Annotated in this window: 27 protein-coding genes, 1 tRNA gene and 1 pseudogene; 18 read left to right on the top strand and 11 right to left on the bottom strand. The window is 42.7% G+C overall.

The window, feature by feature from the left end; genetic code table 11:
* Positions 1-21: 21 nt before the first annotated feature.
* Entirely contained in the window at positions 22-360 is a 339-nt protein-coding gene (locus ACT3TH_RS04100; protein ID WP_444754579.1) for an ArsR/SmtB family transcription factor, read from the bottom strand.
* Positions 361-646: 286 nt separating this feature from the next.
* Between ACT3TH_RS04100 and ACT3TH_RS04095 the strand changes: the two genes are divergently transcribed.
* Complete coding sequence (locus tag ACT3TH_RS04095; protein ID WP_444754578.1) at positions 647-1,513, top strand: MBL fold metallo-hydrolase; 867 nt, start codon at positions 647-649, stop codon at positions 1,511-1,513.
* 127 nt (positions 1,514-1,640) lie between these two features.
* A pseudogene (locus ACT3TH_RS04090) lies at positions 1,641-2,078 on the top strand (thioredoxin domain-containing protein).
* Between the two features lie 118 nt (positions 2,079-2,196).
* On the opposite strand, the gene ACT3TH_RS04085 reads toward ACT3TH_RS04090, so the two are convergent.
* The 4 genes from ACT3TH_RS04085 to ACT3TH_RS04070 form a co-directional block, all read right to left on the bottom strand.
* Entirely contained in the window at positions 2,197-2,598 is a 402-nt protein-coding gene (locus ACT3TH_RS04085) for a hypothetical protein (RefSeq protein ID WP_444754577.1), read from the bottom strand.
* A gap of 148 nt (positions 2,599-2,746) precedes the next feature.
* Positions 2,747-3,106: a SirB2 family protein gene (locus tag ACT3TH_RS04080; protein ID WP_444754576.1), complete on the bottom strand. Its 360-nt coding sequence runs from the start codon at positions 3,104-3,106 to the stop codon at positions 2,747-2,749.
* Between the two features lie 49 nt (positions 3,107-3,155).
* Positions 3,156-3,476 (bottom strand): BolA family protein, encoded by a 321-nt coding sequence (locus ACT3TH_RS04075; RefSeq protein WP_444754575.1) that lies wholly within the window; start codon positions 3,474-3,476, stop codon positions 3,156-3,158.
* Positions 3,477-3,706: 230 nt separating this feature from the next.
* Positions 3,707-4,519 carry a M48 family metallopeptidase gene (locus ACT3TH_RS04070; protein ID WP_444754574.1) on the bottom strand — a complete coding sequence of 271 codons (813 nt, stop codon included), beginning with the start codon at positions 4,517-4,519 and terminating at the stop codon, positions 3,707-3,709.
* A 518-nt stretch (positions 4,520-5,037) separates the two neighbouring features.
* On the opposite strand from ACT3TH_RS04070, the gene ACT3TH_RS04065 reads away from it, so the two are divergent.
* From ACT3TH_RS04065 to ACT3TH_RS04045, 5 genes are all read left to right on the top strand, one after another.
* Positions 5,038-5,112 (top strand) — tRNA-Gly (locus tag ACT3TH_RS04065).
* A 789-nt stretch (positions 5,113-5,901) separates the two neighbouring features.
* Positions 5,902-6,261 carry a roadblock/LC7 domain-containing protein gene (locus ACT3TH_RS04060; RefSeq protein WP_444754573.1) on the top strand — a complete coding sequence of 120 codons (360 nt, stop codon included), beginning with the start codon at positions 5,902-5,904 and terminating at the stop codon, positions 6,259-6,261.
* 185 nt (positions 6,262-6,446) lie between these two features.
* Complete coding sequence (locus tag ACT3TH_RS04055) at positions 6,447-7,175, top strand: BLUF domain-containing protein (protein ID WP_444754572.1); 729 nt, start codon at positions 6,447-6,449, stop codon at positions 7,173-7,175.
* A 4-nt stretch (positions 7,176-7,179) separates the two neighbouring features.
* Entirely contained in the window at positions 7,180-7,713 is a 534-nt protein-coding gene (locus tag ACT3TH_RS04050; protein WP_444754571.1) for a GTP-binding protein, read from the top strand.
* Between the two features lie 8 nt (positions 7,714-7,721).
* Entirely contained in the window at positions 7,722-8,126 is a 405-nt protein-coding gene (locus ACT3TH_RS04045; protein ID WP_444754570.1) for a roadblock/LC7 domain-containing protein, read from the top strand.
* A 72-nt stretch (positions 8,127-8,198) separates the two neighbouring features.
* Here the strand turns inward: ACT3TH_RS04045 and ACT3TH_RS04040 are convergent, their stop codons facing one another.
* Positions 8,199-9,104 carry a LysR family transcriptional regulator gene (locus ACT3TH_RS04040; protein WP_444754569.1) on the bottom strand — a complete coding sequence of 302 codons (906 nt, stop codon included), beginning with the start codon at positions 9,102-9,104 and terminating at the stop codon, positions 8,199-8,201.
* A 159-nt stretch (positions 9,105-9,263) separates the two neighbouring features.
* Here ACT3TH_RS04040 and ACT3TH_RS04035 point away from each other — a divergent pair, with 159 nt between their 5' ends.
* The 5 genes from ACT3TH_RS04035 (at position 9,264) to ACT3TH_RS04015 (ending at position 13,528) form a co-directional block, all read left to right on the top strand.
* Entirely contained in the window at positions 9,264-9,818 is a 555-nt protein-coding gene (locus tag ACT3TH_RS04035) for an NADPH-dependent FMN reductase (protein ID WP_444754568.1), read from the top strand.
* Between the two features lie 16 nt (positions 9,819-9,834).
* A complete protein-coding gene (locus ACT3TH_RS04030; RefSeq protein WP_444754709.1) occupies positions 9,835-10,572 on the top strand; it encodes a YoaK family protein in 738 nt (245 codons plus the stop codon).
* Positions 10,573-10,913: 341 nt separating this feature from the next.
* On the top strand, positions 10,914-11,627 hold the full coding sequence (locus ACT3TH_RS04025) for a pirin family protein (RefSeq protein ID WP_444754567.1): 714 nt from the start codon (positions 10,914-10,916) through the stop codon (positions 11,625-11,627).
* Between the two features lie 141 nt (positions 11,628-11,768).
* Positions 11,769-12,707 carry a pirin family protein gene (locus ACT3TH_RS04020; protein ID WP_444754566.1) on the top strand — a complete coding sequence of 313 codons (939 nt, stop codon included), beginning with the start codon at positions 11,769-11,771 and terminating at the stop codon, positions 12,705-12,707.
* 209 nt (positions 12,708-12,916) lie between these two features.
* Positions 12,917-13,528, top strand: coding sequence for a nitroreductase family protein (locus ACT3TH_RS04015; protein ID WP_444754565.1), 612 nt, complete (start codon positions 12,917-12,919; stop codon positions 13,526-13,528).
* Positions 13,529-13,602: 74 nt separating this feature from the next.
* Here the strand turns inward: ACT3TH_RS04015 and ACT3TH_RS04010 are convergent, their stop codons facing one another.
* The 3 genes from ACT3TH_RS04010 to nadR form a co-directional block, all read right to left on the bottom strand.
* Positions 13,603-14,055: an Mpo1 family 2-hydroxy fatty acid dioxygenase gene (locus tag ACT3TH_RS04010; protein ID WP_444754564.1), complete on the bottom strand. Its 453-nt coding sequence runs from the start codon at positions 14,053-14,055 to the stop codon at positions 13,603-13,605.
* 203 nt (positions 14,056-14,258) lie between these two features.
* Positions 14,259-14,990, bottom strand: a complete 732-nt coding sequence (gene pnuC / locus ACT3TH_RS04005; RefSeq protein ID WP_444754563.1) for a nicotinamide riboside transporter PnuC — start codon at positions 14,988-14,990, stop codon at positions 14,259-14,261.
* 138 nt (positions 14,991-15,128) lie between these two features.
* Positions 15,129-16,175, bottom strand: coding sequence for a multifunctional transcriptional regulator/nicotinamide-nucleotide adenylyltransferase/ribosylnicotinamide kinase NadR (gene nadR / locus ACT3TH_RS04000; RefSeq protein WP_444754562.1), 1,047 nt, complete (start codon positions 16,173-16,175; stop codon positions 15,129-15,131).
* A gap of 595 nt (positions 16,176-16,770) precedes the next feature.
* On the opposite strand from nadR, the gene ACT3TH_RS03995 reads away from it, so the two are divergent.
* The 4 genes from ACT3TH_RS03995 (at position 16,771) to ACT3TH_RS03980 (ending at position 21,202) form a co-directional block, all read left to right on the top strand.
* Entirely contained in the window at positions 16,771-16,983 is a 213-nt protein-coding gene (locus ACT3TH_RS03995) for a PspC domain-containing protein (protein ID WP_444754561.1), read from the top strand.
* Positions 16,984-17,427: 444 nt separating this feature from the next.
* Positions 17,428-18,399, top strand: a complete 972-nt coding sequence (gene glyQ / locus ACT3TH_RS03990) for a glycine--tRNA ligase subunit alpha (RefSeq protein WP_444754708.1) — start codon at positions 17,428-17,430, stop codon at positions 18,397-18,399.
* Positions 18,400-18,408: 9 nt separating this feature from the next.
* Positions 18,409-20,502, top strand: a complete 2,094-nt coding sequence (gene glyS, locus ACT3TH_RS03985; protein ID WP_444754560.1) for a glycine--tRNA ligase subunit beta — start codon at positions 18,409-18,411, stop codon at positions 20,500-20,502.
* Positions 20,503-20,899: 397 nt separating this feature from the next.
* A complete protein-coding gene (locus ACT3TH_RS03980; RefSeq protein WP_444754559.1) occupies positions 20,900-21,202 on the top strand; it encodes a hypothetical protein in 303 nt (100 codons plus the stop codon).
* A 240-nt stretch (positions 21,203-21,442) separates the two neighbouring features.
* Here ACT3TH_RS03980 and ACT3TH_RS03975 read toward each other — a convergent pair whose 3' ends face one another.
* Both ACT3TH_RS03975 and ACT3TH_RS03970 read right to left on the bottom strand, forming a co-directional pair.
* A complete protein-coding gene (locus ACT3TH_RS03975) occupies positions 21,443-21,886 on the bottom strand; it encodes a cell division protein ZapA (protein ID WP_444754558.1) in 444 nt (147 codons plus the stop codon).
* A 71-nt stretch (positions 21,887-21,957) separates the two neighbouring features.
* A complete protein-coding gene (locus ACT3TH_RS03970) occupies positions 21,958-22,398 on the bottom strand; it encodes a hypothetical protein (protein ID WP_444754557.1) in 441 nt (146 codons plus the stop codon).
* Positions 22,399-22,610: 212 nt separating this feature from the next.
* On the opposite strand from ACT3TH_RS03970, the gene ACT3TH_RS03965 reads away from it, so the two are divergent.
* Positions 22,611-23,264 carry a UPF0149 family protein gene (locus ACT3TH_RS03965; RefSeq protein ID WP_444754556.1) on the top strand — a complete coding sequence of 218 codons (654 nt, stop codon included), beginning with the start codon at positions 22,611-22,613 and terminating at the stop codon, positions 23,262-23,264.
* Between the two features lie 100 nt (positions 23,265-23,364).
* Positions 23,365-23,847, top strand: coding sequence for a deaminase (locus ACT3TH_RS03960; RefSeq protein ID WP_444754555.1), 483 nt, complete (start codon positions 23,365-23,367; stop codon positions 23,845-23,847).
* Positions 23,848-23,872 lie beyond the last annotated feature (25 nt).

The raw sequence follows: 23,872 nt of genomic DNA, 5'->3' as shown, positions 1-23,872 counted from the left end.
ATCAAGCATGGAATCAAAAAACTATCCGTTTGGTTTGGCACAAAAGCGGTCATACAGCAATTGTAGCACCGCGATAGCATCGTCACTGGCAATGCTATAGTAAATTTGCTTGCCTTCGCGGCGCGTCTTGACCAGCTCATCCTTACGTAGGATACCCAGTTGCTGCGATAAGCTTGGCTGCGCCACACCGACTAAGTGCTCAAGCTCACTGACGCAGTACTCTCCTTGGGTCAGCTGACACAGCAGTAATAATCGATCAGGATGTGACAGCGACTTCAATAACTGGCTGGCTTGCATTGAGGCGTGTTGCATTTGCTTAGCAAGGTCGTTAGGTGCACAGGCTGCCACGCTGGGAGACATGTTATCATTGGTGCGAGTGATAGATGTGCTCGATGCTGAAATATAAGTGATCAGAGCAAGCTCCTTATATAATATATAAAATACAGCGTTTGTAAGTAAGATAGAGCAAATTATCAATGATATTGCGAGTCGCAGCAAGTTATTGTTTTTTACATTATATAAATTGATAAAATGTCTATTGGTTTGCATACTTGATAAGTAGGCATAAACAATGTCGATAAATGAACCTTCTTTTTACAAGAGTTTATTAAAAATTAATACATCGCTCAAAAGCGAAGAGGCTGCCATGCAAGTTCATTCTTTCTTACATAGCGACACACAGACCTATACTCATGTACTCGCAGACATTCAGCAGCAAGTCTGCGCCATCATCGACCCAGTATTAGATTTTGACGCGAAGTCGGGCCATACCAGCAATACGAGTATTGATGAGGTAATAGCGTTCGTACGTGAGCAAGATTGGCAGCTGAATTACATCATAGAAACCCATGCGCATGCAGACCATTTATCAGCCGCTACGCACGTAAAAGAAACGCTAGGTGGGCAATTGGTTATTGGCAAGTACATCACCGAAGTACAAAAAGTATTTAAGCAAATCTTTAACTTTGATACGAGCTTTCGCACCGACGCAAGCCAGTTTGATGTTTTGACAGACAATGGCGACACGTTACAGCTTGGCGATATTGTCATTACCGTTATGTATGTGCCCGGTCATACGCAGGCTGATATGGCCTATGTGGCAGCTGATGATGAAAAAACCGTGGTGTTTGTAGGAGATACCATATTTGCGCCTGACGTAGGGACGGCTCGCTGTGATTTCCCAGGAGGAGACGCCAAAACCTTGTACCACTCGATCCAAAAGCTATTGGCGCTCCCAGAAGATACAATGATGTATCTGTGTCATGACTATCCAAGTAAGGGTCGCAAGCATTGTCCAACGACGACAGTTGCGGCGCAAAAACTGAGCAATATTCATGTCAAAGATGGTATTAATGAAGCGGAGTTTGTGCAGATGAGAGAGCAGCGCGATGCCAAGTTGGAGATGCCGCGCCTAATCATTCCGGCAGTACAAGTCAACATAGATGCCGGTCAATTACCAAAGCAAGAGGACAATGGTGTGCGTTATTTAAAGGTACCGCTCAATGTCCTTTAGTATGTTAATTTTAAACAAAAGAGGCAGTAAATAGGCCTGTTTAAGCAAAAGCGTTTAGGGGCACAGGCTGCTTTTAACAAATACTACTGGCAATAACTATCCATTCTAGCTGTAGAGGAGTCCTATCATGAGTGAACAAAACGCGCATTTGGTATGTCCGCATTGCCAAGCTACTAACCGTGTACCCGCTACAAAGCTAAGTGCAGCGCCAAATTGCGGCAAATGTGGTCAACCGTTATTCATCGGTGCGCCGTACGAGCTAAATGCGCAGACGGTCAGTAAAGTCATTCAAAAAAATGACGTGCTGACCATCGTTGATTTTTAGGCGAGCTGGTGTCAACCTTGTCTGATGATGGCACCGCAGTTTAAAGTGGCTGCCAGTCAATTACCGCAGGTGGTCTTTGCAAAAATACAAACCGATAAGTATGAGCAAGCAGCAGCCCCTTATAACATACGCAGCTTGCCAACCATGGTCGCTTTTAGAAACGGTAAAGAAGTCGCCCGCCAGTCAGGAGCGTTGCCTAGTGATCAAATCGTTCAGTGGATAAAAAGCTTGAATGCTTAACATAATATTTTAGTTTGTATGTTTAAAAGTCAGCCATTAAAAAAGCCAATACGTTGATTGCGTATTGGCTTTTTTAATGAGTGATGCAATTACATGATTTTGTGTTTGCTAGCTGGTGCTATTCACCATAAATCTTGACACCATTGGCGAAGCTACAGCGTTGAATACGGGCGGATTGGACAATGGCATCGCGCTCGCCATAGAGTCTTGACAATGTTACATCGCGAGCTTTGGTATCGTTACTTTTGCCAACGCCAAAGCTGATATTTGGTGAGATACCCCAGCGTCCTGCAGATACGCCAACCCCAACGCCTGACGTAGACAACGTTGATTGCCGTTTGCTTGCATCGGTCACATAACGGTTGACTCGGATGTATTCCTGATTGAGTGCTTGGCAATCATAGTTTTGATAAGTGCTTGGCGGTACATACTGCGGTGTGACATTACCGGTAGAGGCACAGCCTGAGAGACCGAAAACGCCAGCTACTGTCAGTAGTGTCGCTGTAGTAAGAGTTTTCATAGCGCCTCCATTAGGCCAAATGAGCGTTTTTGCATTTATTTAAAGTCGCAAAAACAAAGTGATTAAGATACTGAGAATATATCGATTATTCAGTACTTTTCAATCTTATCAGTGTGACGATTTGTGCCGATATCACAGCCATTGCTTATCAAAATAAGTTGTCAGGCTTAGTAAAGGCCAAGATCACGATACCGATGTATGCGACAGCAGCAATGAGAATGCCTGTTCTTCTCTGTCCAGAAGTCGCATTAGGGTTAAATGCCTTGATGCTAGAGCTGATAGCAGCAATGAGTAGGATAATTTTGGCAAACACCCACTGGACAGGTGCATTGGCATTTAGAAGCTGCATGAGCATGACTGCACCTGATACGATAACGAGAGCATAGACAATGTGATTGGCTATTTTAACGGCTCGCGGCGCTAGTCTGTTTGCGCCTAAGACCAGATAGCTTTGATATAAAAATAACACAATGGCCAGTACCGCCATCAGCATATGTAAGTGTTTCATTGAATATCGTTTCCTCTAAGGTTAGCATTTATCAGCTTATTGATACTATTTAATGGTTTTGTCCAGCGCACAAGGGGCTGTCTGGGCTTTGACCTTGCCATTCTGTCGGAGTATAGGCGTGAATAGCCAAGGCATGTACTTGACCACCTTGTGAGGTCAGTAGGGCATTCACGAGGCTATATACCAATTGGTGGCGAGCAACTAAGCGTTTGCCTTCAAAAGCCTCACTAACAATAGTCAGCTTGAAGTGACTCTCTTTACCTTCAAAATAACCCGCATGATCCATGGATTCATTGATTAGTTCTAGGTGCTGCGGTTGCAACGCTTGCAACTCACTACTAAGGGCATCGGCGGTAGGCGTGGTACTCATAACAATCCTTCAATGTATTTTGATGAATGTACTTTGCTAAATGATATTATGAAATTTATGACAGACATAGGGTAGGGTGTTCATTATAGCAGACGCGATAAGCATTACGGCGTGCTATTGAATTGATCAAGTGGGGTCAAACCAATACAAAAAAGCAGAGCACAATCTATCGTTTGTACTCTGCTATTATTTAACAATCTTTACTCAGAACGTGTGTCTGAAAGATCTGATTAACGGCGTGACTTTTGGTATAGCGGTAATACTTTAGGCATCAACGACTGCAATTGAGCGATACGGTTGCTGCTGGTCGGGTGAGTACTTAAAAACTGTGGTGGCTCACCTTGACTAGCACGTTGCATTTTTTGCCATAAAGTTACGGCGGCCTGTGGGTTATAGCCTGCGCGGGCCATCAGCTCTAGACCGATTTGGTCAGCTTCTGCTTCTTGTGTGCGACTGTGAGGACGACTCAAACCTAAGTCACCAGCCACATTTGCCAACTCAGCCTGACCTTGTGATAGACCAAAAATACTAGCAGCGACACCGATACCTGTTTGCGTGGCATACTGACGCGATAGGCGTTCACGAGAATGCTCACGTAACGCATGTGACATTTCATGACCCATGATTGCTGCAATTTCGTCATCCGTCAGATTCAAACGATCGATAATCCCTGAGTAAAACATGATTTTGCCGCCTGGCAATACAAAGGCGTTTAGCTCATTAGATTTAATCGTGTGTACTTCCCACTTCCACTTTGCGGCATCTGGGCGATACACACCCACTTGACCGATCAAGCGGTTAGAGATGTTCTTTAAGCGATTGAGCTGAGCTCGATTGGTATCGAGCAAGCCGCGTGCTCTAGCGTCCTGTATCGTCTTAGCATAGCTTTGTGCTGATAACTGCAAAACTTGCTCGCTAGATACCAAAAGCAGCTGCTGACGATCAACGCCAACAGCGCCACTACTAGTCGTACTCGAACAACCTGTTAGCGTCAGTGCGGACAATGACGCAGCCATCACAGTTGTGGTCAGTAATTTTTTCATAAAAAATATCCTCGCTATAAATGATAAAAATACAGTTAAACAAAATGGCCATCAGTACAGTAGATAAAAAAGCGTCTTTTATTGATGTTTTACTCGCAATTTTTGATCTACCGAAACAGTAAAATTTTACCTCAACTGTCATTGAGCATAAGTATAATAATGTTAACGAGTCAAAACCAATGCAGGAATAGTAACAACATAGCGTATGAGTGTAAGTAAAAGAGAAGGATAAAAATGAAATATAAGAGAAATAGCTGACAAGGAAAGCTATAAGAGAGTAGAAGGCATAAAAACAACCTATCACTTTGCACCTTTTTAAAAATAATGCCAAAATTAACTGATAGAAATATGCTTTTTTAAATCAAAGTCTTATATTTAATTCGACTGTAAATATGAACTCAAAGCCACGGTATTTGAAATAAATTCAAAAAAAGGTGTTGACACCCTCAAAATATTTGCTAAAATAGCCAGCCTATCGAGACGTAGTCGTTGTTAACAACGGTACGAGTTGATACTAAGCGGGAATAGCTCAGTGGTAGAGCATAACCTTGCCAAGGTTGGGGTCGAGAGTTCGAATCTCTTTTCCCGCTCCAAATATGGCTTGAAAAAGCACTAAAACCCTCACTTCTTAAATAGAAGTGAGGGTTTTTTTATGCGTAAAATTTGGTTTAGACAAGTGTGTTGCTATCGAAGGACACATTCATTTATGAAATACTTATCCTCACAGCTCTTTTGACCAATCATAGTTCTTACAAATCATTCCTATAAATATTGTCATTTTTATAAACTTTTTCTTAACTTAATCTATTTTTATTATCTCTTTATTTGAGTCAAATCTTCTACCTCTTTATCTCATGATGAATAAAAAAATTCACCAATATGAGTGTCATTTATACATCCACTAATTGCGTTTCTATAAATAATTAGTGAGGCGTTTCTATATTCAAATTAGCCCCGATTCTGACCATTATCTGATTACTATAATTCAAAAACCAACTCAGTTTTATTATCAAAAAAATAGAGTTTTAATCCTAAAGTAATGTCATTATTAGAAATTTTGGTACGTTTCCTACTCAGTGGTTGTTATTTGTTCATGAGTGGTTACCCGCTCGTGTGTTTCAGTGGAACATATAGAATATAATAAACACAGCTACAGGATGCGCGTATTGGTTACGGGGCTGCTATATTTGTCCTACCAAAAAATACACTCAAGTAGTGTTATTTCACTATTATAACTCGCTTATAATTTTAGATTAAATGTTAAGATAAGCTAGTAAATTAGTGAATTATTAACCTTGTATATTTGGCTAAAGAGTAGTGGCAAAGATCGTCTTTTCGCAATAATTTTTTATTTAAACACAACTGAGTAATTAGGAAGAAATATGTCAAATATTAATGAAGCTTTAGAAGAATTGATGACGCTTGATGGTGCAATGGGCGGCTGTATTGTCGATTATATGTCAGGTATGGTACTAGGTATGATCGGTGGCGGTGTTGATTTGGAATTGGCTGCTGCTGGTAACTCACAAGTGGTAAAAGCAAAAGTAGCCACAATGAAGTCACTTGATATCAAAGGTGAGATTGATGACATGTTGATCACATTGGAGTCTCAGCTGCATATCATTCGTCCTACTGCCAATCATGAAGACTTGTTCATCTACTTGGTACTTGATAAAGCAAAAGCCAACCTCGCTCTAGCACGCCGTAAAGTAAAATCAGTAGAAAGTACACTGGAAGTTTAATCTGGCTAGCATTGTTTAAGCTTATTAGTCGTCTATCTAACCGCTGTTGTTACTGACGGTTCGTCAAATAAGAGTAGCAACAACGTCCTATTCGTTATGTATGTAGTGTGCATGACGAATGACCCTATCATATACAGTTATGGCAACTTAGCTGAGCTTTAAATGTCTTATCAAGTGGTGGCAACATGAAATGTATTGCATATGTCAGCAGAACGCCAGCAAGCGATCGCAGTGTTCGTATGCCTACCGGATTATCAGACATCATTAGCGTCTCTCGTCAGCATAATCCAGAATCGCAAATTACCGGTATCATATCTTATCGCGATGGACAGTACCTTCAAGTAATTGAAGGCCCTTCTAATGAAGTAGATAAGCTGATGACTAAGATATCGGGTGATCCCAGACATGAAGACCTTTGGGTTTTTCTTAATGCACCCATTACTGAACGCAGTTTTAATAATTGGGGCGTCAGTGTGTTCAACTTTGTTGATCAAAGTGAGTTGTTCGATACATTCATCGAAAGTAACCTAGCTGTCCTATCAGGCTTCGATGAGCATCAAAAAAGTCGTATTCAACCCTTTATTGACATGAAAAAGTCGGACGCTGTTGTTGGGCAGTATTATGAGGATAAAAGTCTTAGATTGTTGGCGTGGCCCGATTTAAACACGGTCAGTCAGCCTCAAATGATAATGAATTTGTGTATCAAACTGACGAAGAAACCTTATCCCTTTAATGAATTGATCACTAGCGGTGAGTTTGGCACGGCCGCTCAAGTCACAGAGATCATCACCGAGTTTGATCAGTTGGGTATATTGAGTGTCACAGAATTCGAGCCACTTAATGAGCAAACCGTCAGCGAAAAAAAGCCTAATAAATTTTATGGTGCAATCAAAAAATTCTTAGGAATGAGGTGAAAAATTGAATTATCAGAAGCTAGCCATCATCGGTGAGGTGGGTGCCGGAAAGACACAGATGGTTAAGACGCTAAGTGAGATTAACCCTATTGAGACAGAAGCGAAATCTAGTGTCGATATCGGTAAAGAGTTCACCACAGTGGGGATTGATTATGGAAGAATTACCCTCTCTGAAGATATGGCTTTAGGTATCTACGGGGTACCGGGTCAAGAGCGTTTTTCTTTTTTGTGGGAGTTTGTCAATCAATCATTATGGGGGTTGCTCATTTTGATTAAGCACGGTGAGACGCCTGATTACGCCAATTTAGATAAACTGCTACACTTTTTTGCACCAGAAAAGAATCAAACGACCTGTATCATCGGTATTACTCATTGTGAAAACGCTGATAAGCACAGTATCGCAGCGCTTGGTCAAGAGATCCGAGTGATGTTGATGGAGCACAATGTCGTGGCGCCAGTGATTAATACAGATCCTAGAAGTAGGGAGTCCGCTGTGTCCCTATTATCCTTGTTCAATACCCTTAATAACCAAGATTGATGTTCGATATGACTACACCAAACGAAAAATCCCCAGCGAAAATAGCGCTGTTGCGTCACATGAAAGCACTGTGTGAGGCCAATAGAGAGATTATATTGGCCAGCCTATGCACCACAGATGGCTTTCCTATTAGCTGCTTTTCGATTAGTGAGCTGAGCAATCAGGCTGATAAGTTTGCGGCTATGAGTAGTACGCTGTCTGCACTAAGTGACTCATCTGCGACGCAAATGAAGCAAGGTAAGTGCGACATCACTATCGTCGAAGCGACTTCTGGCAACATACTATTTGTCAAAACAGACTACATTGGTAAGCCATGTGTGTTGACAGTTGTAGCGCAAAACAAGATGACGTTGGCAGAAGCAAGATATAAAACCAAAAAACTGATCGGAGAGATTGCTGCTATCACCGAGTAAAGTGGTAAAAATGTTGAACGTTTTATAATAGGCATCCTATCTGGGATGCCTTTTTTTGCGCGACTGGATTTCTCAGAACTGGTCCCAGTACGGGTTATCGCCAAAACGCTCGGCAATTAAATCGATCAGATGGCGACAGCGCTGAGATAAAAAGCGGTTTTTTGGATAAACGGCGTAGGCGTTGAGTGTTGGCAATTGATATTGCTGAAGAATGGGTACCAGCTCGCCACGCGCCAGTCTTTGATAAGCGATAAAAGTAGGTATGAAAATAATACCATGACCCTTTACGGTCAGATCTACTAAGAACTCGCCATTGGTCGCTTTGACTTTGGCATTGATCGTGTGATGATGTTTTTTGCCTTTTGCGTCGGTCAGCTCAATGCTGCTTGTTTTACTCAGACCATATTGTAAAAACTCATGATCCTTTAAATCGTCTATCGTCTTTGGCGTACCCATTTTTTTTAGGTAATCAGGACTGGCACAAAGTACATAGCGAATCAAAGCCAGACGCTTCGCTTGATAGCTCGAATCTTGTAGCTCTCTAATACGAATCGCCAGCTCATATCCTTCTTCGATAAGATCAACGTGTCGATCCGAAAAATCCAACTCAAAGTTTAGGTTGGGGTGCTGAGTGGCGTATTCGACAATGACATCATTGAGATGCATCAAGCCAAATGATAAAGGAGCGGTCATCTTTAGCGTGCCTTCGATACGTGTGGGTGCATCAGAGGCTTGTTCATTCAGTGCATCAACGGCGCTCAAAATATTACTGACCTGTTGATAATACTGCTCACCCGCTTGCGTCAAATGAGATTGGCGAGTAGTTCGACTGATGAGCTGGCTGCCCAAACGTGCTTCCAAATCTTTGAGACGTCGACTGACGGCGGACTTAGCGATATTCAATTGCTCAGCGGCTTTGGTAATGCTACCTGCTTCAACGATGCGTACAAACATCGCCATGTCCTCTAGCTGTCCCATCCGCGTAGCCTTATAATTGTTCTAAAATTAAGAACTGATATTTGTGATTATTGCTGTTTATCCGTTTGTAGTCAACGCTTATACTCAACGGATAATCGTCATACTCGCAAAAGCTCAATATAGCAGATATTGCTTGATTGCTATCAATAAGGAGTCATTATGAGCGCACCAACAACGATCGCCTTAATCATCGGTAGCTTACGCAAAGAGTCTATCAATCGTAAGTTTGCAGAATATATCGTGTCGCAGATGCCTGATAGTATTAAGGTAGAAGAAGTCAATATTGCAGATTTGCCGCTTTATAATCAAGATTATGATGATACAACGATAAACAGCTACGAGCGTGTTCGTCAGCAGTTAAAAGCTGCTGATGCCGTATTGATTGTCACGCCAGAGCATAACCGTACTATGCCAGCGGCACTAAAAAACGTGATAGACATCGCGTCCCGGCCTTATAAAGAAAGTGTTTGGGCACATAAGAAAGTGGCCGTGGTGACCGCCTCACCGAGCAATTATGGTGGTATCAATAGCGGGCTTGATGTACGCAAAAGTATGGAAATGCTGTTAGCGCAAATAATGACTAGCCCTGAGATGTTTCTAAGCCAAGCGACAGAGAGCTTAAATGAAGATGGTAGTGTCAGTGAGCGTACCCAAAAGTATCTGGAACGATTCATCAACGCATTGGTAGCGTTTGTAGGCAGTAAAAGTGCCTAATTCTATCTCTGACCCGATTAACGGTGGTAATAGCAGTAATGCTGATCAAGATAGTAGCCAGTTGCTTCCGTCAAGTTTTTGGCAGCGTTATCGCGCGCCTGTATTATTGACAGTCGTGGGCGGGGCAATTGATACCATCGGTTTTATTGCCTTGTTTGGTTTTTTTACCGCTCATGTTACGGGTAACTTGGTGATGGCTGGTAGCGGGCTTGTCAAAGGGGAAGATGGTCTATGGATTAAGCTTGCAGCTTTGCCATTGTTTGTTTTGACAGTGATGGTGACCAAGACCTTTATCGATAGGAGCAAGCAACCAGCATTGATATTGAGCCATTTATTTTTTGCTGAAGCATTTTTTTTGACAGCCTTTATGGTAGCAGGTCTTTATTATCAGCCTTTTGTACATGCAGGCAGTCTCACTGTGGTACTCACAGGTGGATTGGGTTTGATTGCACTTGCGATACGCAATACAGCAAGTAAGACGTTGATCAAGCACATGAGTCCGACGGTACTGATGACTGGCAATACCACGCAGCTGGGTATTAATTTGACCGATTACCTAAACCATCGAACGGCTGAGAACGGCAAAAAACTGGTGCACAGCTCGGTATTGGTATTTAGCTTTTTGATTGGGGCACTTGTAGGAGCATTGCTATATCTTAAGCTCAGCTTTTGGGCAGTTGGGTTGTTTGTACTGCCTGTATTGTACTTGGCAGTCTTAGCACGTAAGAATACATTTTTAAATCATATCGCTTAAAACTCAATCATCAGAAGTCCCCAAAATGTTAAAAATAAGAAACGCCTCGTCTATTAGATAGGGCGTTTTTTTTGTGTCTGCTTACTACTTACGATCAAGTTATTGCACTTTAGTTCTCTATCAATCCAATTGATTTTAAACAGTTCCACCGATTATGCCAATCGCGTTATTAGAGGTATAGAACGCTATAGTATTTTATTGTTCTAAAAAGAAGAATAGTCATTTGCATTAATCATGGTTTATCTACTTATAAACAACAAATATAATAGACTTATTGTTTAGGTGCTCTCATTAATAAAAAGTTATAATAACCTTAACTTAATAATAGACAAGGAGATATTATGAAAACGATTTATCATGCAGCAGACTCTCGTGGCGATGCCAATCATGGCTGGCTCAAAAGCAAACACACCTTTAGTTTTGCCAACTATCACAACCCTGAGCGCATGGGTTTTGGTGCTTTACGTGTCATTAACGACGATTTTGTCATCGGTGGTCAAGGCTTTGGCAAACACTCTCACCGCGACATGGAAATCATTAGTATCCCTTTATCAGGCAAGCTTGGACATGGTGACAATATTGGGAACGAAGGCATTATTGAAACAGGCGAGATTCAAGTCATGTCAGCGGGTACAGGTATTACGCATAGTGAAATGAACGGTGAGGCCAATGAACCCGTTAAGTTTTTACAAATTTGGGTCATTCCCAACAAAATGCATGTCGCACCGCGTTATCAGCAAGTACGCATGAGCGATATCATGCAACCGAACAAGTTTAATCAAGTATTGTCACCAAACGCTGATGATGCTGGCGTGTGGATTCATCAAAACGCTTGGTTTAGTATGGGCGATTTTGATCAAGGTCTGACGCATTCGTATCAGCTCAAAGACGCCAATAATGGTGTTTATATCTTCGTAATCAGCGGTAAGGTAGTTGTAAATGGTCACACTTTAGAGACCCGTGATGGCCTTGGTATTTGGGATACCGAAACCTTCACCATGGATACAGAAGGAGCGGCGAAAGTATTGGTGATGGAAGTGCCATTGTCATTTTAAGCTCTTACTTTGTATCTATGACTATTATGTTCAGCCGACGACCATGCTCAGCTCTCTACAATCAATCGATTGCTGCGCACGGTATCAAATCCAACTTGACGCTCAACACACAAATAATAATTAAAGAACAAGAGGTGGATAATGACGATTAAAACCCTAGAGCCACGGCTGGCAGATGTAGGCGGTATTCCAATCGCTCGATTGTTACCCAACAGAGGTCATCAGCCGATCGGGGCTTGGTGCTTTTTGGACCACGCAGGCCCAGTTGAATTTGGTGAAGGTGAGACGGGGATGCAAGTGGGTCGTCATCCACATATCAATCTACAGACCTTTAGCTGGATGTTAAATGGCGAAGTGCTACACAAAGATAGCCTAGGAAATGAGCAAGTCATCACCAAAAATCAGGTGAATGTTATGACGGCGGGTACGGGTCTGACGCAAGGCATCAGTCATACTGAGCAAAGCGTATTTCCAGAGACAGGTGGCTCATCAGATGCAGCGCGCGGTCTTAGTATGGTGCAGCTATGGATTGCATTGCCGACTGATCAGCAGATTGAGCGCGGCTTTCATCACTATCCAAAACTGCCTACGTGGCGCGAAGACAGTGCGGAGATGATTCTTACGACAGGCAGTTACATTAGCGTATCAGGTGAGCGTTATGAAGCACCGACCATTCAGTACTCAAAGATGGTCGGTATTGATGTCAGTTTTTTAGAAGATGGTGATGTCACGCTTAATTTAGAGCCAGGCTTTGAGTATGGTGTCTTGGTCACAGAGGGCCAGATTGAATCTGAGGACATGGTATGCAAGCAAGATCAATTGTTTCGCTTCCATGATGCGGATGTCTCTAACAATAGCAGCATCAAGCTGATTGCCAAAAAAGGCACACGAGTGATGGTTATTGGCGGCGAACCTTTAAGCAATAAGGTACTACTGTGGTGGAATTTTGTGGCAGACAACAAACAAGAAATTGAACAATCCATTATTGACTGGAATAATGGTCACGAGCGTTTTGGCGATGTTGACTCAACCATGGAGCGACTGCCTGCGCCAGAATTGCCAAAAGGCTTCAAAGGCTAGACTGATAAAGGATGATTTGTTAATATAACTTTTAAAAAGTAAGAATTAATTAAGTTTTTTTTACAAAAATAAGATATGGGTTTTAGTGAATTATTCTCATAATGAAGCAAATTGAACGTACGGTTTTACATAGGATTGTTGGTCAAACTGATTAGCAATCGATATTAATAGAATACAAATAATTTATCCCAATTATACGGAGAAGTACTATGTCAGATTTAAAAACATTACAGCACCTCGCAGAGAAACGTCGCTCTATCTACGCATTAAGCGATCAATTGCCAGTGTCTAATGATGAAGTTATTCAGCTGGTTGAGCATGCTATCTTGCATACACCCTCATCGTTTAACTCACAATCGACGCGTATCGTTGTCTTGTTCGGCGACGACCATAACAAGCTGTGGGACATTACCGAAGAGACGTTACGCGTGATCGTTGGTGACGAAGAGGCATTTAAATCGACCGAAGAAAAAATCGCAGGTTTTAGAAACGGCGCGGGTACGGTCTTGTTCTTTGAAGATCAAGCGGTAGTCAGAGGCATGCAAGAAGCGGCACCTGCTTACGCTGAGAACTTCCCAATTTGGGCGACTCAGACCAATGCGATGCATCAGTATGTTATTTGGACTGCTTTGGCCAGTATCGATGTTGGTGCAAACTTGCAACATTACAATCCAGTCATTGATGAAAGAGTTGCCAACGAATGGAACATTGATGAAAACTGGGAACTTAAAGCACAAATGGTATTTGGTGCGATTGCGCAACCAGCAGGCGACAAAGCATTTAAGCCAGTCGAAGAGCGCATGAAAGTATTTGGCGCATAAACAAAACGCTATATACAATAAAAAAGCGCCACTCGATCATTGAGCGGCGCTTTTTTATTGTGCTTGAAAATGTGTCATGAAGGCTGTTTTTTGCGTCCCATCAAACTGTTGGCAACCCATGCTGGCCCAATCAATAAAAACTGTAAGTCTTCAAAAAACGAAGGCTTTTTCCCCTCGATTTTATGACCAATAAATTGCCCAACCCAAGCCACAATAAAAATACCTGCCCAGACCTTAAAGCCCCACGGTAAGACTGCCATCACCGACAGACAAATAAGAATGAACATGCCCATTGCCAAAAACAGCGGTGTGGATAAGCGCATGTAAAACAATAATACCAACGCGCTAAGCACTAAGGTAAACCAGACAGACAGTGACATACCCATGCCCAGCAAACTGACAAAGATGGTTGGGACACAGAGCCAGTGAATTTTTTTATTGATCAAGTTTTGGTGACTGACGGCGTACTCACTCAGCCACTGTTCGAGCGTGCGTTTAGAGAGTCGTTGTTGGCGATGGCGAGACATACTAACCTCCTTGTTAATGATTGACGTAATGATATCCTTAGTTATTAGTTGTATCACTAATTGCGCAAATCTACCATGTTATCTGATAGACGATGCAGTCAAATCCCGCCATTTTGTCACAGTCTCATGATTGTTTATGTTTAAACCATCTTCTCACAACGCGTTTACTCCGAACGCTTACACACTACTTATGCCAGACGTTATTAGCCTTGTTCACTACGTTGCCATTCATAAAGACCGATAAAGGCATTTACTTGGTAAATCATGGTTTGGATGGCAAAGATATAGTTACCAGACATCAGATTGACGATGAGCCAGACAAAATTTACCACAATCCACAGCCACCAGTTGAACGAGTAGCGCAAAATCATAGCGGCCTGTGCCGTAATTGACAGGACAAACGCGATCACATTGATCCAAAAGAAAGAAATAAACCCTAAGAATTTACTATTATCGTCTTCTACGACTGCATATCCGTAGCTCGCCAGTAAGTTGTTTACTGTTGGAAAGAGAGCAAGACCAATGATGATAAATACAGCGGTAATGAGCCAAACAGCTTTGTTAGCCGCTTTTGGAATCATATCGCCATCAGGGTCGGTGTGCTTTGACCAATAAAAAATCCCGTAGACATGGGTAAAAAAGTTAAAGAGAGGTGCCAGCATCAAACCAACTGCACCTGAGGTTGCTTGTACCACAACTTCACCAGCGGTTGCTGCCATGCCAAGACCATTGCCCATGACGTTTTTGCGAAAGGATAGCGACACCACACAAACCAAACCGACAAACGAGACACCCAAATAAAACATATCAAGCGTTGTGTGTTCGGTGGTGAGCCAAAAGCCCGTGGACAAGGCGGCTACCCCGCAAATGAACCAAATGACAATCCATTTCATCGCCCATTTTCCGGTGATATTGTCTAATAGCTGAATACGCATGGCTCTTTTTTCCTAAAAATGAATGTCGATAGCAAGGAGGAGTTAATAAAATTAAGGCGCTGATAAATAACTGTTAAAAATTAGCAAATAAAATAGACCCTAAGACGTTGAAATATTTATTTTATCAGTAGGGCATTGTTATAGGTTTTTACCATAGATGTATTGATCAATAAACAGCACTGCTTGCTGATAGCGAGCATCATAGTCTGGCTTGTCAATCATATATGGCTCAATCTGATGACGAGCGAAAATATCTAGCAGTCGTTGCTCAAAACGTCCCCGCGCTTCAGGTGTGCCCAAAGAGCGCATACCATCGTCAATCCATGGCGTATTGTTGTCTAGCATAATCGTATGGTCTAAACGAAACTCATCGATACAGGCTGCCACAAAAGGATGAGTGCGACCCTCATACTCTTCACAAAACGCCTGCGTGGTCACAAAATCCGTATCGATAATAGTGACGGGCGCCGTCGCACGGGCGACCGCTTCTCGTATGGCTTGCGCATGATTGAGTACGATAGGTCCGTAGTCACTATATTGTAGACCAACCTCGCTGCCGCCCAAGTCTGTGCCAACATATAGTCGTCCCATCTCAAGCGCAAAGCTTGCCCCATAATAATTGGCAAGCTTATGTACTAGCGTGGTTTTGCCTGAGCTTTCACCGCCGACGATCGCAACTGTTTTCGTATAGCTGCCCCGTGCTTGTGGATGTATCGCCGACCAGTGAGCGATAGGGTTTTGAGCGATGGCATGAGAGTCGAATTCAGGCTGAAATGGCGTCTTAGCCATTTGTAGAAGCGGCAGTTCTTGTGCTTGACCTTGTGCCCATGGATGATCGGCAGCCACAAATAAAACCGTGCCTTTTGGCAATGCCATTGTTTCCATTAAGCGTTGCAACTGAGCATCGCTGGTCGCTGTATCAAGTTGGCTACCCATAACATGTTCGTGAAGGGGCAACCCAGTCTCATCCGTGGTATGAATATGAATGAATGGTAAATCAGCACAAGCCATCTGTAGCCAACGCGCTTTGTCTTGTAAGGTGATGGCGAAATCTGGATGCGGAAAAGGATGTGTGGTAATAACAATGTGTAAGGTTTTTGCTTGTCCCGCTGCTTCCAGAATGCTGCGCATGTGTCCCAAATGCAGGGGTTCAAAATGCCCAATCATTAATCCAGTATCGTACATATCGTTCCTCATATCGACTGTTTGGCTGTGTTGTGCGCAATTTTTTTAATAAGCCACTTATATTTTTAAGCTGTGTATATTGATTGATAGCAGCTGTTGTTAAACAGCATGGTATAAAGGTTTGAGACGATTTACAGGTAGGTTATTGTAAACATGATTTTGACCGTCATTTTTTAGACATATTCAGGCTTAGAACTAAAAGTACTTTTACTAATAGAATTAACTGATTTAGACAATGAGTTCGAATCCGTATAAATTTGATTAGTTGATAAGAGGGTAAAAATCCACTTATCTATTTGATTAAATTCGCAAATAATAAAAACCATAAAATAAGGCAGTAAGGTTCAAGCAACAAAACCTATTCTGAAACATTTTGAAATATTTATTTAAAATCAGGGGCTTATGATGTCCTACGATAGATTGAAGCAAGTTTGAGTATCATAAAGTCACAAAGCACGACTACACTTTCAACAGATAAGTGCAAAATGATTGATATACTTATTCTCAAGTTAGGAAGATTAAATATCTTCAAGATTTCATGTATAACATCTACAATTAATATTAGAAAAAATAAATTATAGAAGAGGTATTTGATTTGGCTAAGTTAGCAAAATTACATCGCTCACAAAACAGCAAGATGATTGCAGGGGTGATGGGCGGTATTGCAGAATACGCAGGATGGTCACCGACTTGGGTTAGAGTATTGTTCGTTATTATCTCTTCTCTAAGTGCAGCAGTACCAGGCCTTTTAATCTATATTATTTTATGGATTATCATGCCAAAAGCTACCAATCAGTCCTACCAGTAGGACCGATCTGATAGTAAGGATAAAGAGTGAGCAAAAGTAAGACCAATTGAAAAAGCGAAGTTTTAGTAAAGTTGTCCTCAAAAAACAAAAAGCCTGACTCATCAGGATACCAGCGATATACTTTTCCTCCTGCCCAAATGCTCACGCGTTTGGGTATTTTTTTGTTTATGGCTTTTGTGATTGATGACATGCGCGCGTAGTGACAAATAGAGCAGATAAATGAGTGTTTATACTTATAATGCAAATTTAGTTGACGTAAATATGGATAAAACGGTCAATTTTTAGTAAGGTGAGCAGGCAAATAGAGTCGTTGCCAAATAGGCTAGACGAGCGCTATCAAAGGTTTATTAATCATATTCATTCCACAGTGGCTTTACTATGAAAACCCAAACTATGACATCCGAAGCGACAACCCCGATGATACAAGATAAAGACTCTCAACCGATGACCTTTCAAGATTTAATCCTAACCTTACAGAATTTTTGGGCTGATAAAGGCTGCGTTATTTTGCAGCCATACGACATGGAAGTCGGCGCAGGTACTTTTCATACCGCAACGTTTTTGCGCTCATTAGGCCCTGAGCGCTGGAATGCCGCATATGTACAGCCATCACGTCGTCCGACCGATGGTCGCTACGGTGACAATCCAAACCGTTTGCAGCATTATTATCAATTCCAAGTGGTGCTAAAGCCCAATCCACCCAATATCCAAGAGCTGTATTTAGACTCACTCAGAGCCATTGGCATCGATCCGTTGGTACATGATGTGCGTTTTGTTGAGGACAATTGGGAATCACCAACGCTTGGTGCATGGGGACTTGGTTGGGAGATTTGGCTGAACGGCATGGAAGTGACGCAGTTTACGTATTTCCAGCAAGTGGGTGGTATCGAGTGTTTCCCAGTCACAGGTGAGATTACTTACGGTCTCGAGCGTTTGGCGATGTACGTGCAAGGCGTCGACAGCGTTTATGATTTGGTATGGGCAGATGGTGAGTTTGGCCGCGTCACTTATGGCGATGTCTTTCATCAAAACGAAGTGGAGCAGTCTACCTATAACTTTGAGTACGCTGATGTGCCAATGATGGGACAGATGTTCGATTTTTATGAGCAACAAGCGGATAAGTTGGTTGAAGCAGGCTTGCCATTGCCAGCCTACGAGATGGTGCTAAAAGCGTCACATGCCTTCAACTTATTGGATGCCCGCGGTGCAATTTCAGTCACTGAACGTCAGCGCTTCATTTTGCGTGTACGTACGCTGGCACGTAAGGTTGCTTTTGGTTATGTTGAAGCACGCGCTAAGTTAGGTTTCCCACTAGCAGATGAGGCGCATCGTCAAGACGCCCTTGATAAGTATTTGCCAAAAGAAGACGCGGCAGCAGACACAAATAACAACCAACCTACTAACGATAATAAATAGGAGCATCCCATGAGTACTATTCTATTTGAACTGGGGTGTGAAGAGCTACCTCCAAAAAGCCTAAAACCGCTGCGTGATGCGCTACAAGCGAGCGTCACTGAACAATTAAACGAAGCAGAGATCACTTTTGATAGCATCAAATCTTTTGCTGCGCCGCGTCGTTTGGCAATTCAGATTCAGGGTATTAGTGATAAGCAGCCAGATCGCACAGAACAAAAACGAGGCCCTGCTATTAAGGCTGCGTTTGATGCACAAGGCAATCCAACCCGTGCGGCAATGGGCTTTGCCAACGGCTTGGGTATTGATGCCAGTGAGCTTGTGACCATTAACACTGATAAAGGTGACTATGTGGGCTATGAGCAAACCATTCATGGTCAAGCCACAACTGAGCTGCTACCTGCCATTTTCCAAACCGCGCTTGATAACCTACCTATTGCAAAGCGCATGCGTTCAGGTGCCAGCCGCAATGAGTTTGTCCGTCCTGTACAGTGGGCGGTATTGATGCAGGATGATACGGTGATCAACGCCGTTATCCAAGGACATCAAACGGGCACACAAACTCGCGGTCATCGTTTTCACAGTCCTGACTATCACAACATTGCACACGCCAATGATTATGAGTCGTTACTAGATGGTCTAAACGTGGTAGCAGATTTTGATAAACGTCAGACGTTGATCAAAAACCAAGTCAAAGCGTTGGCAGACGAAGTCAATTCTGATGCAATCGTGCCACAGGACTTGTTGGATGAAGTCACTGCATTGGTTGATTTTCCAATTGCGTTACGGGCAAGCTTTGAAGCGCGCTTTTTGCAAGTACCGCAAGAAGCGCTAATCTCTACCATGCAATCTGATCAGAAGTATTTTTGCTTGACGGACAAAGCTGGCAAACTACAGCCATTTTTCATCTTTATTACCAATATCATGTCGCAAGACCCAAATCAGATCATCGAGGGCAACGAAAAAGTCGTGCGTCCGCGTTTGGCTGATGCGGAGTTTTTCTTCTTGCAAGATCAAAAGCAGCCATTGTTTGCATTGACAGAAAGCTTAAAAACACGCGTGTTCCAAGATAAGCTGGGTACGATTTGGGAGAAGTCTGAGCGTATTGCCAAGCTGGCAGCGTTCATTGCGACTTTGATACAGCAGCAAGGTCACGACATCAGTGTGGATGAAACGGCACGTGCGGCGATGTTGTCCAAAGCCGATTTGGCAAGCTCATTGGTTGGTGAGTATCCTGAACTGCAAGGGATCGCCGGTACTTATTATGCGCGTCTAAACGGTGAGACAGAAGCGGTCGCGGCAAGTCTAGAAGAGCAGTATCTGCCTAAGTTCAGCGGCGACGTCTTACCACAAACACCAATTGGGATTTGTTTGGCATTGGCAGACCGTTTGGATACCTTGGTCGGTATTTTTGCGATCGATCAAGCGCCTACGGGTTCAAAAGACCCGTTTAGCTTACGTCGTTCGGCCATTGGTATCTTGCGTATCTTGATTGAAAAGCAACTGCCGATTAATCTAGTGGCATTGGTTGAGCAAGCGATCAAAGGGTACAGTGATGCTGACGGCAGTAAGATTGCGAAGATGGGCGATACCTTTACCCAAGTGATGACATTCTTAAATTCGCGTTATCGCGCGATGTATACCGAGCAAGGTGTCAGCGTTGATACCATTCAGGCAGTGCAAGCGATTAATCCGCATATGCCGCTTGATTTTGATCAACGTATTCGCGCGGTACAAGCATTCAGCGAGCTGTCACAAGCCTCAAAGCTCGCGGATTCAAACAAACGCGTGGCCAATATTTTGGCCAAGTCAGAAGTAAGCGTCGCTGATACGGTCAATGAGGCACTACTGTCTGAGGCTGACGAGCAAAGCTTGTACAGTAGCGTTCGTCATGCACAGACAGCTGTCAAACCATTGCTCGAACAAGCGGACTATACGCAAGTGTTGCAAACGCTGGCAAGCTTGGATGAGCCATTGTCGCAGTTCTTTGAGAGCGTAATGGTCAATAGCGAAGACGAGGCGTTAAAAAACAATCGCTTAGCCTTACTAAAGCAGGTTCGTGCTTTGTTCTTAACTGTCGCAGATATTAGTGAGTTGCAGTTATAACTCACAAGACACTGTTTCGTCCTTTCACTTACAAAAACTGGTCTATCGTGGCCAGTTTTTTGTTTTTGATAATATCATGGCATTCATTTGCCCGTGATCGCAGACGAATAATCCATAGGTTCACTGCGTTATAGTCAGTTCAAAATAAAATTGATACATAAATTAATACATAAGTAGTGACGTGCTGCTGGGTAGATTTTTTTTGCTTGCTGTTCGGGGGCCTGACAGAGGCTGTAAAAAATTTACCTCAGCAGCATTTTATCGATTTTATAACTCGCCTATATTGTGCTGCCATATTCGTCGGCGGTTGCGCTATACTGTTAAAACATGTGGAATAAGAATTAGCCAGAGAGCTGTTATTTTTATCGCATTTATTTGAAGCCAAAGGAGCACTGCCGTGTTTGCCGTTATTATTGTAATCCTCATTATTTGGGCCGTAATGTGGGCGTTTTACAAGTTCATGTATCCGCGGGCGCCCAAAAGCATGATGCCAAAAAAAGGCGATGTGACTACGCCGCGGCAATGCGATTTTTGTGGCAACAGTTTGGCAGAGTATCGCGGTGTTCTTGAAACTCAGCCCAGTGTGACGACGGAGGACGCCAGCAGTCGCAGCACTGATATTAATAAAGTCTTATTCTTTTGCAATTATGAGCATCAAGCGAACTTTCATGCAGGTAAGGTTTATACCCCTCATGTATAGATAGATTTATAGGTATATTCTTAGAAAAACCACATTAATATATATCATAATGCGGATATAAATTTTTCTTGCTTACTGTGTCTTCGCAGACAGAGGCTGCAAAAAATTCATATCCGCAATACCATCGCGTTTTTCAGGTACTTTGACTATAGATAAAATTACTCATGGACAAATACAGCGAAAAAAAGCGCTTAGCAGCAATTGGCTAGGCGCTTATCTTTTTTACAAATTACTGTTGGCTTAAAGAATGGATTGAGCGTCTTTCATGATTTTATTTAGCAATGCTTCAGATTGTTTGTCTTGCTGCAAACGGTCTTCACCATCTCTTTGATTGGCATGAATTTTTTCGTATAAATTCAAGCAGCATAGAACAAGCAGGTTTTCTTGGCTCAAGCTTGGTGCGTCTTTTCTAAGATCCAGCGCGTAATTATTGATATAAGAAACGGCTGAGCGCAGCTCTTCTTGTTCATGTACAGGACAATAGATTGGATAGGTAACACCAGCAATAACGATATCGACTTTTTTAATCTGAGGCTCGGCGGTTTTAGTAACATTAGGCTTAGGTTGAGCCGAAACAGTCGTCGTTGAACTATTAGTCATCACTTTCTGTGATTTTGGCCCATTACTCTGGACTTGATTGTTTGGGAGTTTTTTTTCTAAAGATTTGGTGTGGTCATCGGTCATGATACATCCTACAATGTTTGGTCAGTAAAGTGAGTAATATAAGCTATTACCAGCATGAATGAAGCGGTTGGTTAACCTTCTGCTTGGTCAATCAGTGTTAAGCGCTTTAACACCACTTGTGTCCGCTCAGCTGCCAATTGATTTTTCTTTTGTAAATCGCTGTTTTGCTGTTTGATATCGTTATACTGCTGTTTTAATTCATTATTATGTTGTTGTAGCTCGTGGTTTTGTTGTTGTAGTTGGCTGACTTGCTTTTGTAGTTTGTCTTGCTCTTCACCAATCATATGGTGCGCTTCTGCAAGATTCTGATAGCGCTTATCGAGCTCATTTAGTTGCTTTTTGGCACCGTCACGTTCTGTGTGACTCGTATTGAGCTTATCTTTTAATGCCGTCAGCTCCCGAGTGTCTGTAACAGGGTATTGTTTGAGGCTGCTAAGTTCAGCACTGACAAGCTGATACTGCTTTTTGATGTCGAGTATCATTTTTTCTAATAGTCTAAGTTGATCATACATAGTCAGTTTTTATCCTTAACAAGTAAGCGTGAATGAATTTTGTTCTCTGCGTTTAATAATGCCATAGGTGACCGCATAATATCTATATCAACAAGGTAATCACACGTATTGGACTAGACCTTTTTACTTTTATTCGTGGCGATGTTTTTTATGACAGGGCGCTGCATGTGTTTTTATTTTATAAGCAATAATCAATTACTAGGACATCTATTATGAATGACAATATCTCTGGCTGGAATACTTGGCTGACTGCTTTTGATGACTGGACTGACGTGTCGATCAGTGAGGTGCATGGCCTGATGACAGGGCTAATGACGGCCTGTAATGCGCCTGACGAAAAGGTATGGGCCAAGGTGTTTGAAGAGTTGAGCTTTGCGCCATTGCCAGAGCCTGCACTCACCTTATTGGCTGAAGAAGCTGAAGACACGGTGTTCCAACTCAAGGATAAAGACGACGCCTATTCTTATACGCCGCTAGTCCCTGATGATGAACACGATTTATACGAGCGCGTGATAGCGTTGAAACAGTGGGCAAATGGGTTTATGACAGGTTTTGGCATTACAGATTGTCGTCTGACCAGTGAAGAAAATGAGATGCTCACGGATTTGGCTAAAATTGGTGCGATTCGTCTCGAAGATGATGAAGATTTTGAAGGCGGCGAAGAGTCTTATCTGTATCTTTACGAGTTTGCGCGCATGGTACCAGTGAGCTTTGCTACTCGTAAACGTAAAGCAGTGAAAGACATCGCGCTCATCTCTGGATTGGCTATCGATGCTAAGACAACAAAAGAATTACAAGCCGAAGGTAAGCTGCCAAAACCTATGCCGCCAGTCATTGATATCATGAACCAAAACAATCCCTCGTAGACAATGCGATAAATTCATCTTATCAGTACTGTATTCTTTTTAAACGGAATCGGCTGTATGATAAGAGTGATTTTGATAAAAAGCTCAAAAGGAGACAGCGATGATAACTGACCAAGACAGGTGGCATCTGCGGCGCTGCATTGAGCTTGCAGCTGACGCTTTAGAGGCAGGCGATGAGCCGTTTGGTAGCGTATTGGTTGACGGTGCTGGTCAAGTGTTATATGAAGATCGTAACCGCATCAATACGGTCGATGCGACTTATCATCCTGAAATCGCTGTTGCCAAATGGGCGGCGCAACACATGAAGGCTGACGCGCGCGCCAAAGCTGTGGTGTATACCTCGGGCGAACACTGCGCGATGTGTGCAGCGGCGCATGCTTGGGCAGGTCTTGGACGTATCGTCTATATAAGCTCTGCAAAACAGCTGGGCGAGTGGATGGCAGAGATGGGCGTACAATCTTCCTCACCACTTGCGGCTTTGTCTATTCAAGAGGTCGCGCCAAACATTCCTGTATCAGGTCCTATTGCTGGCTTGGATGAAGAAATAAAAGCGCTACAACAGCGCTCATTCCAAAAAAATTAGCGGTTTTTATTTATATCGCGATAAG

Origin of the sequence: Psychrobacter sp. AOP22-C1-C5, from assembly GCF_052378885.1 — a bacterium.
In the GTDB taxonomy this organism is placed as follows: domain Bacteria; phylum Pseudomonadota; class Gammaproteobacteria; order Pseudomonadales; family Moraxellaceae; genus Psychrobacter.
The sequence above is the reverse complement of the archived record's forward strand: the minus strand, read 5'-3'. Positions and strand labels throughout refer to the sequence as shown.

Coding starts and splice junctions, on each gene's coding strand:
- glyQ (WP_444754708.1), top strand. CDS start 17,428: ATGACCTTTCAAGATTTAATCCTAACCTTACAGAATTTTTGGGCTGAT.
- ACT3TH_RS04075 (WP_444754575.1), bottom strand. CDS start 3,476: ATGAGTACCACGCCTACCGCCGATGCCCTTAGTAGTGAGTTGCAAGCG.
- ACT3TH_RS04055 (WP_444754572.1), top strand. CDS start 6,447: ATGAAATGTATTGCATATGTCAGCAGAACGCCAGCAAGCGATCGCAGT.
- ACT3TH_RS03965 (WP_444754556.1), top strand. CDS start 22,611: ATGAATGACAATATCTCTGGCTGGAATACTTGGCTGACTGCTTTTGAT.
- ACT3TH_RS04025 (WP_444754567.1), top strand. CDS start 10,914: ATGAAAACGATTTATCATGCAGCAGACTCTCGTGGCGATGCCAATCAT.
- ACT3TH_RS03975 (WP_444754558.1), bottom strand. CDS start 21,886: ATGACCGATGACCACACCAAATCTTTAGAAAAAAAACTCCCAAACAAT.
- ACT3TH_RS04060 (WP_444754573.1), top strand. CDS start 5,902: ATGTCAAATATTAATGAAGCTTTAGAAGAATTGATGACGCTTGATGGT.
- ACT3TH_RS04035 (WP_444754568.1), top strand. CDS start 9,264: ATGAGCGCACCAACAACGATCGCCTTAATCATCGGTAGCTTACGCAAA.
- nadR (WP_444754562.1), bottom strand. CDS start 16,175: ATGTACGATACTGGATTAATGATTGGGCATTTTGAACCCCTGCATTTG.
- pnuC (WP_444754563.1), bottom strand. CDS start 14,990: ATGCGTATTCAGCTATTAGACAATATCACCGGAAAATGGGCGATGAAA.
- ACT3TH_RS03960 (WP_444754555.1), top strand. CDS start 23,365: ATGATAACTGACCAAGACAGGTGGCATCTGCGGCGCTGCATTGAGCTT.
- ACT3TH_RS04020 (WP_444754566.1), top strand. CDS start 11,769: ATGACGATTAAAACCCTAGAGCCACGGCTGGCAGATGTAGGCGGTATT.
- ACT3TH_RS04085 (WP_444754577.1), bottom strand. CDS start 2,598: ATGAAAACTCTTACTACAGCGACACTACTGACAGTAGCTGGCGTTTTC.
- glyS (WP_444754560.1), top strand. CDS start 18,409: ATGAGTACTATTCTATTTGAACTGGGGTGTGAAGAGCTACCTCCAAAA.
- ACT3TH_RS04010 (WP_444754564.1), bottom strand. CDS start 14,055: ATGTCTCGCCATCGCCAACAACGACTCTCTAAACGCACGCTCGAACAG.
- ACT3TH_RS04040 (WP_444754569.1), bottom strand. CDS start 9,104: ATGGGACAGCTAGAGGACATGGCGATGTTTGTACGCATCGTTGAAGCA.
- ACT3TH_RS04080 (WP_444754576.1), bottom strand. CDS start 3,106: ATGAAACACTTACATATGCTGATGGCGGTACTGGCCATTGTGTTATTT.
- ACT3TH_RS04045 (WP_444754570.1), top strand. CDS start 7,722: ATGACTACACCAAACGAAAAATCCCCAGCGAAAATAGCGCTGTTGCGT.
- ACT3TH_RS04095 (WP_444754578.1), top strand. CDS start 647: ATGCAAGTTCATTCTTTCTTACATAGCGACACACAGACCTATACTCAT.
- ACT3TH_RS03970 (WP_444754557.1), bottom strand. CDS start 22,398: ATGTATGATCAACTTAGACTATTAGAAAAAATGATACTCGACATCAAA.
- ACT3TH_RS04070 (WP_444754574.1), bottom strand. CDS start 4,519: ATGAAAAAATTACTGACCACAACTGTGATGGCTGCGTCATTGTCCGCA.
- ACT3TH_RS04015 (WP_444754565.1), top strand. CDS start 12,917: ATGTCAGATTTAAAAACATTACAGCACCTCGCAGAGAAACGTCGCTCT.
- ACT3TH_RS04100 (WP_444754579.1), bottom strand. CDS start 360: ATGTCTCCCAGCGTGGCAGCCTGTGCACCTAACGACCTTGCTAAGCAA.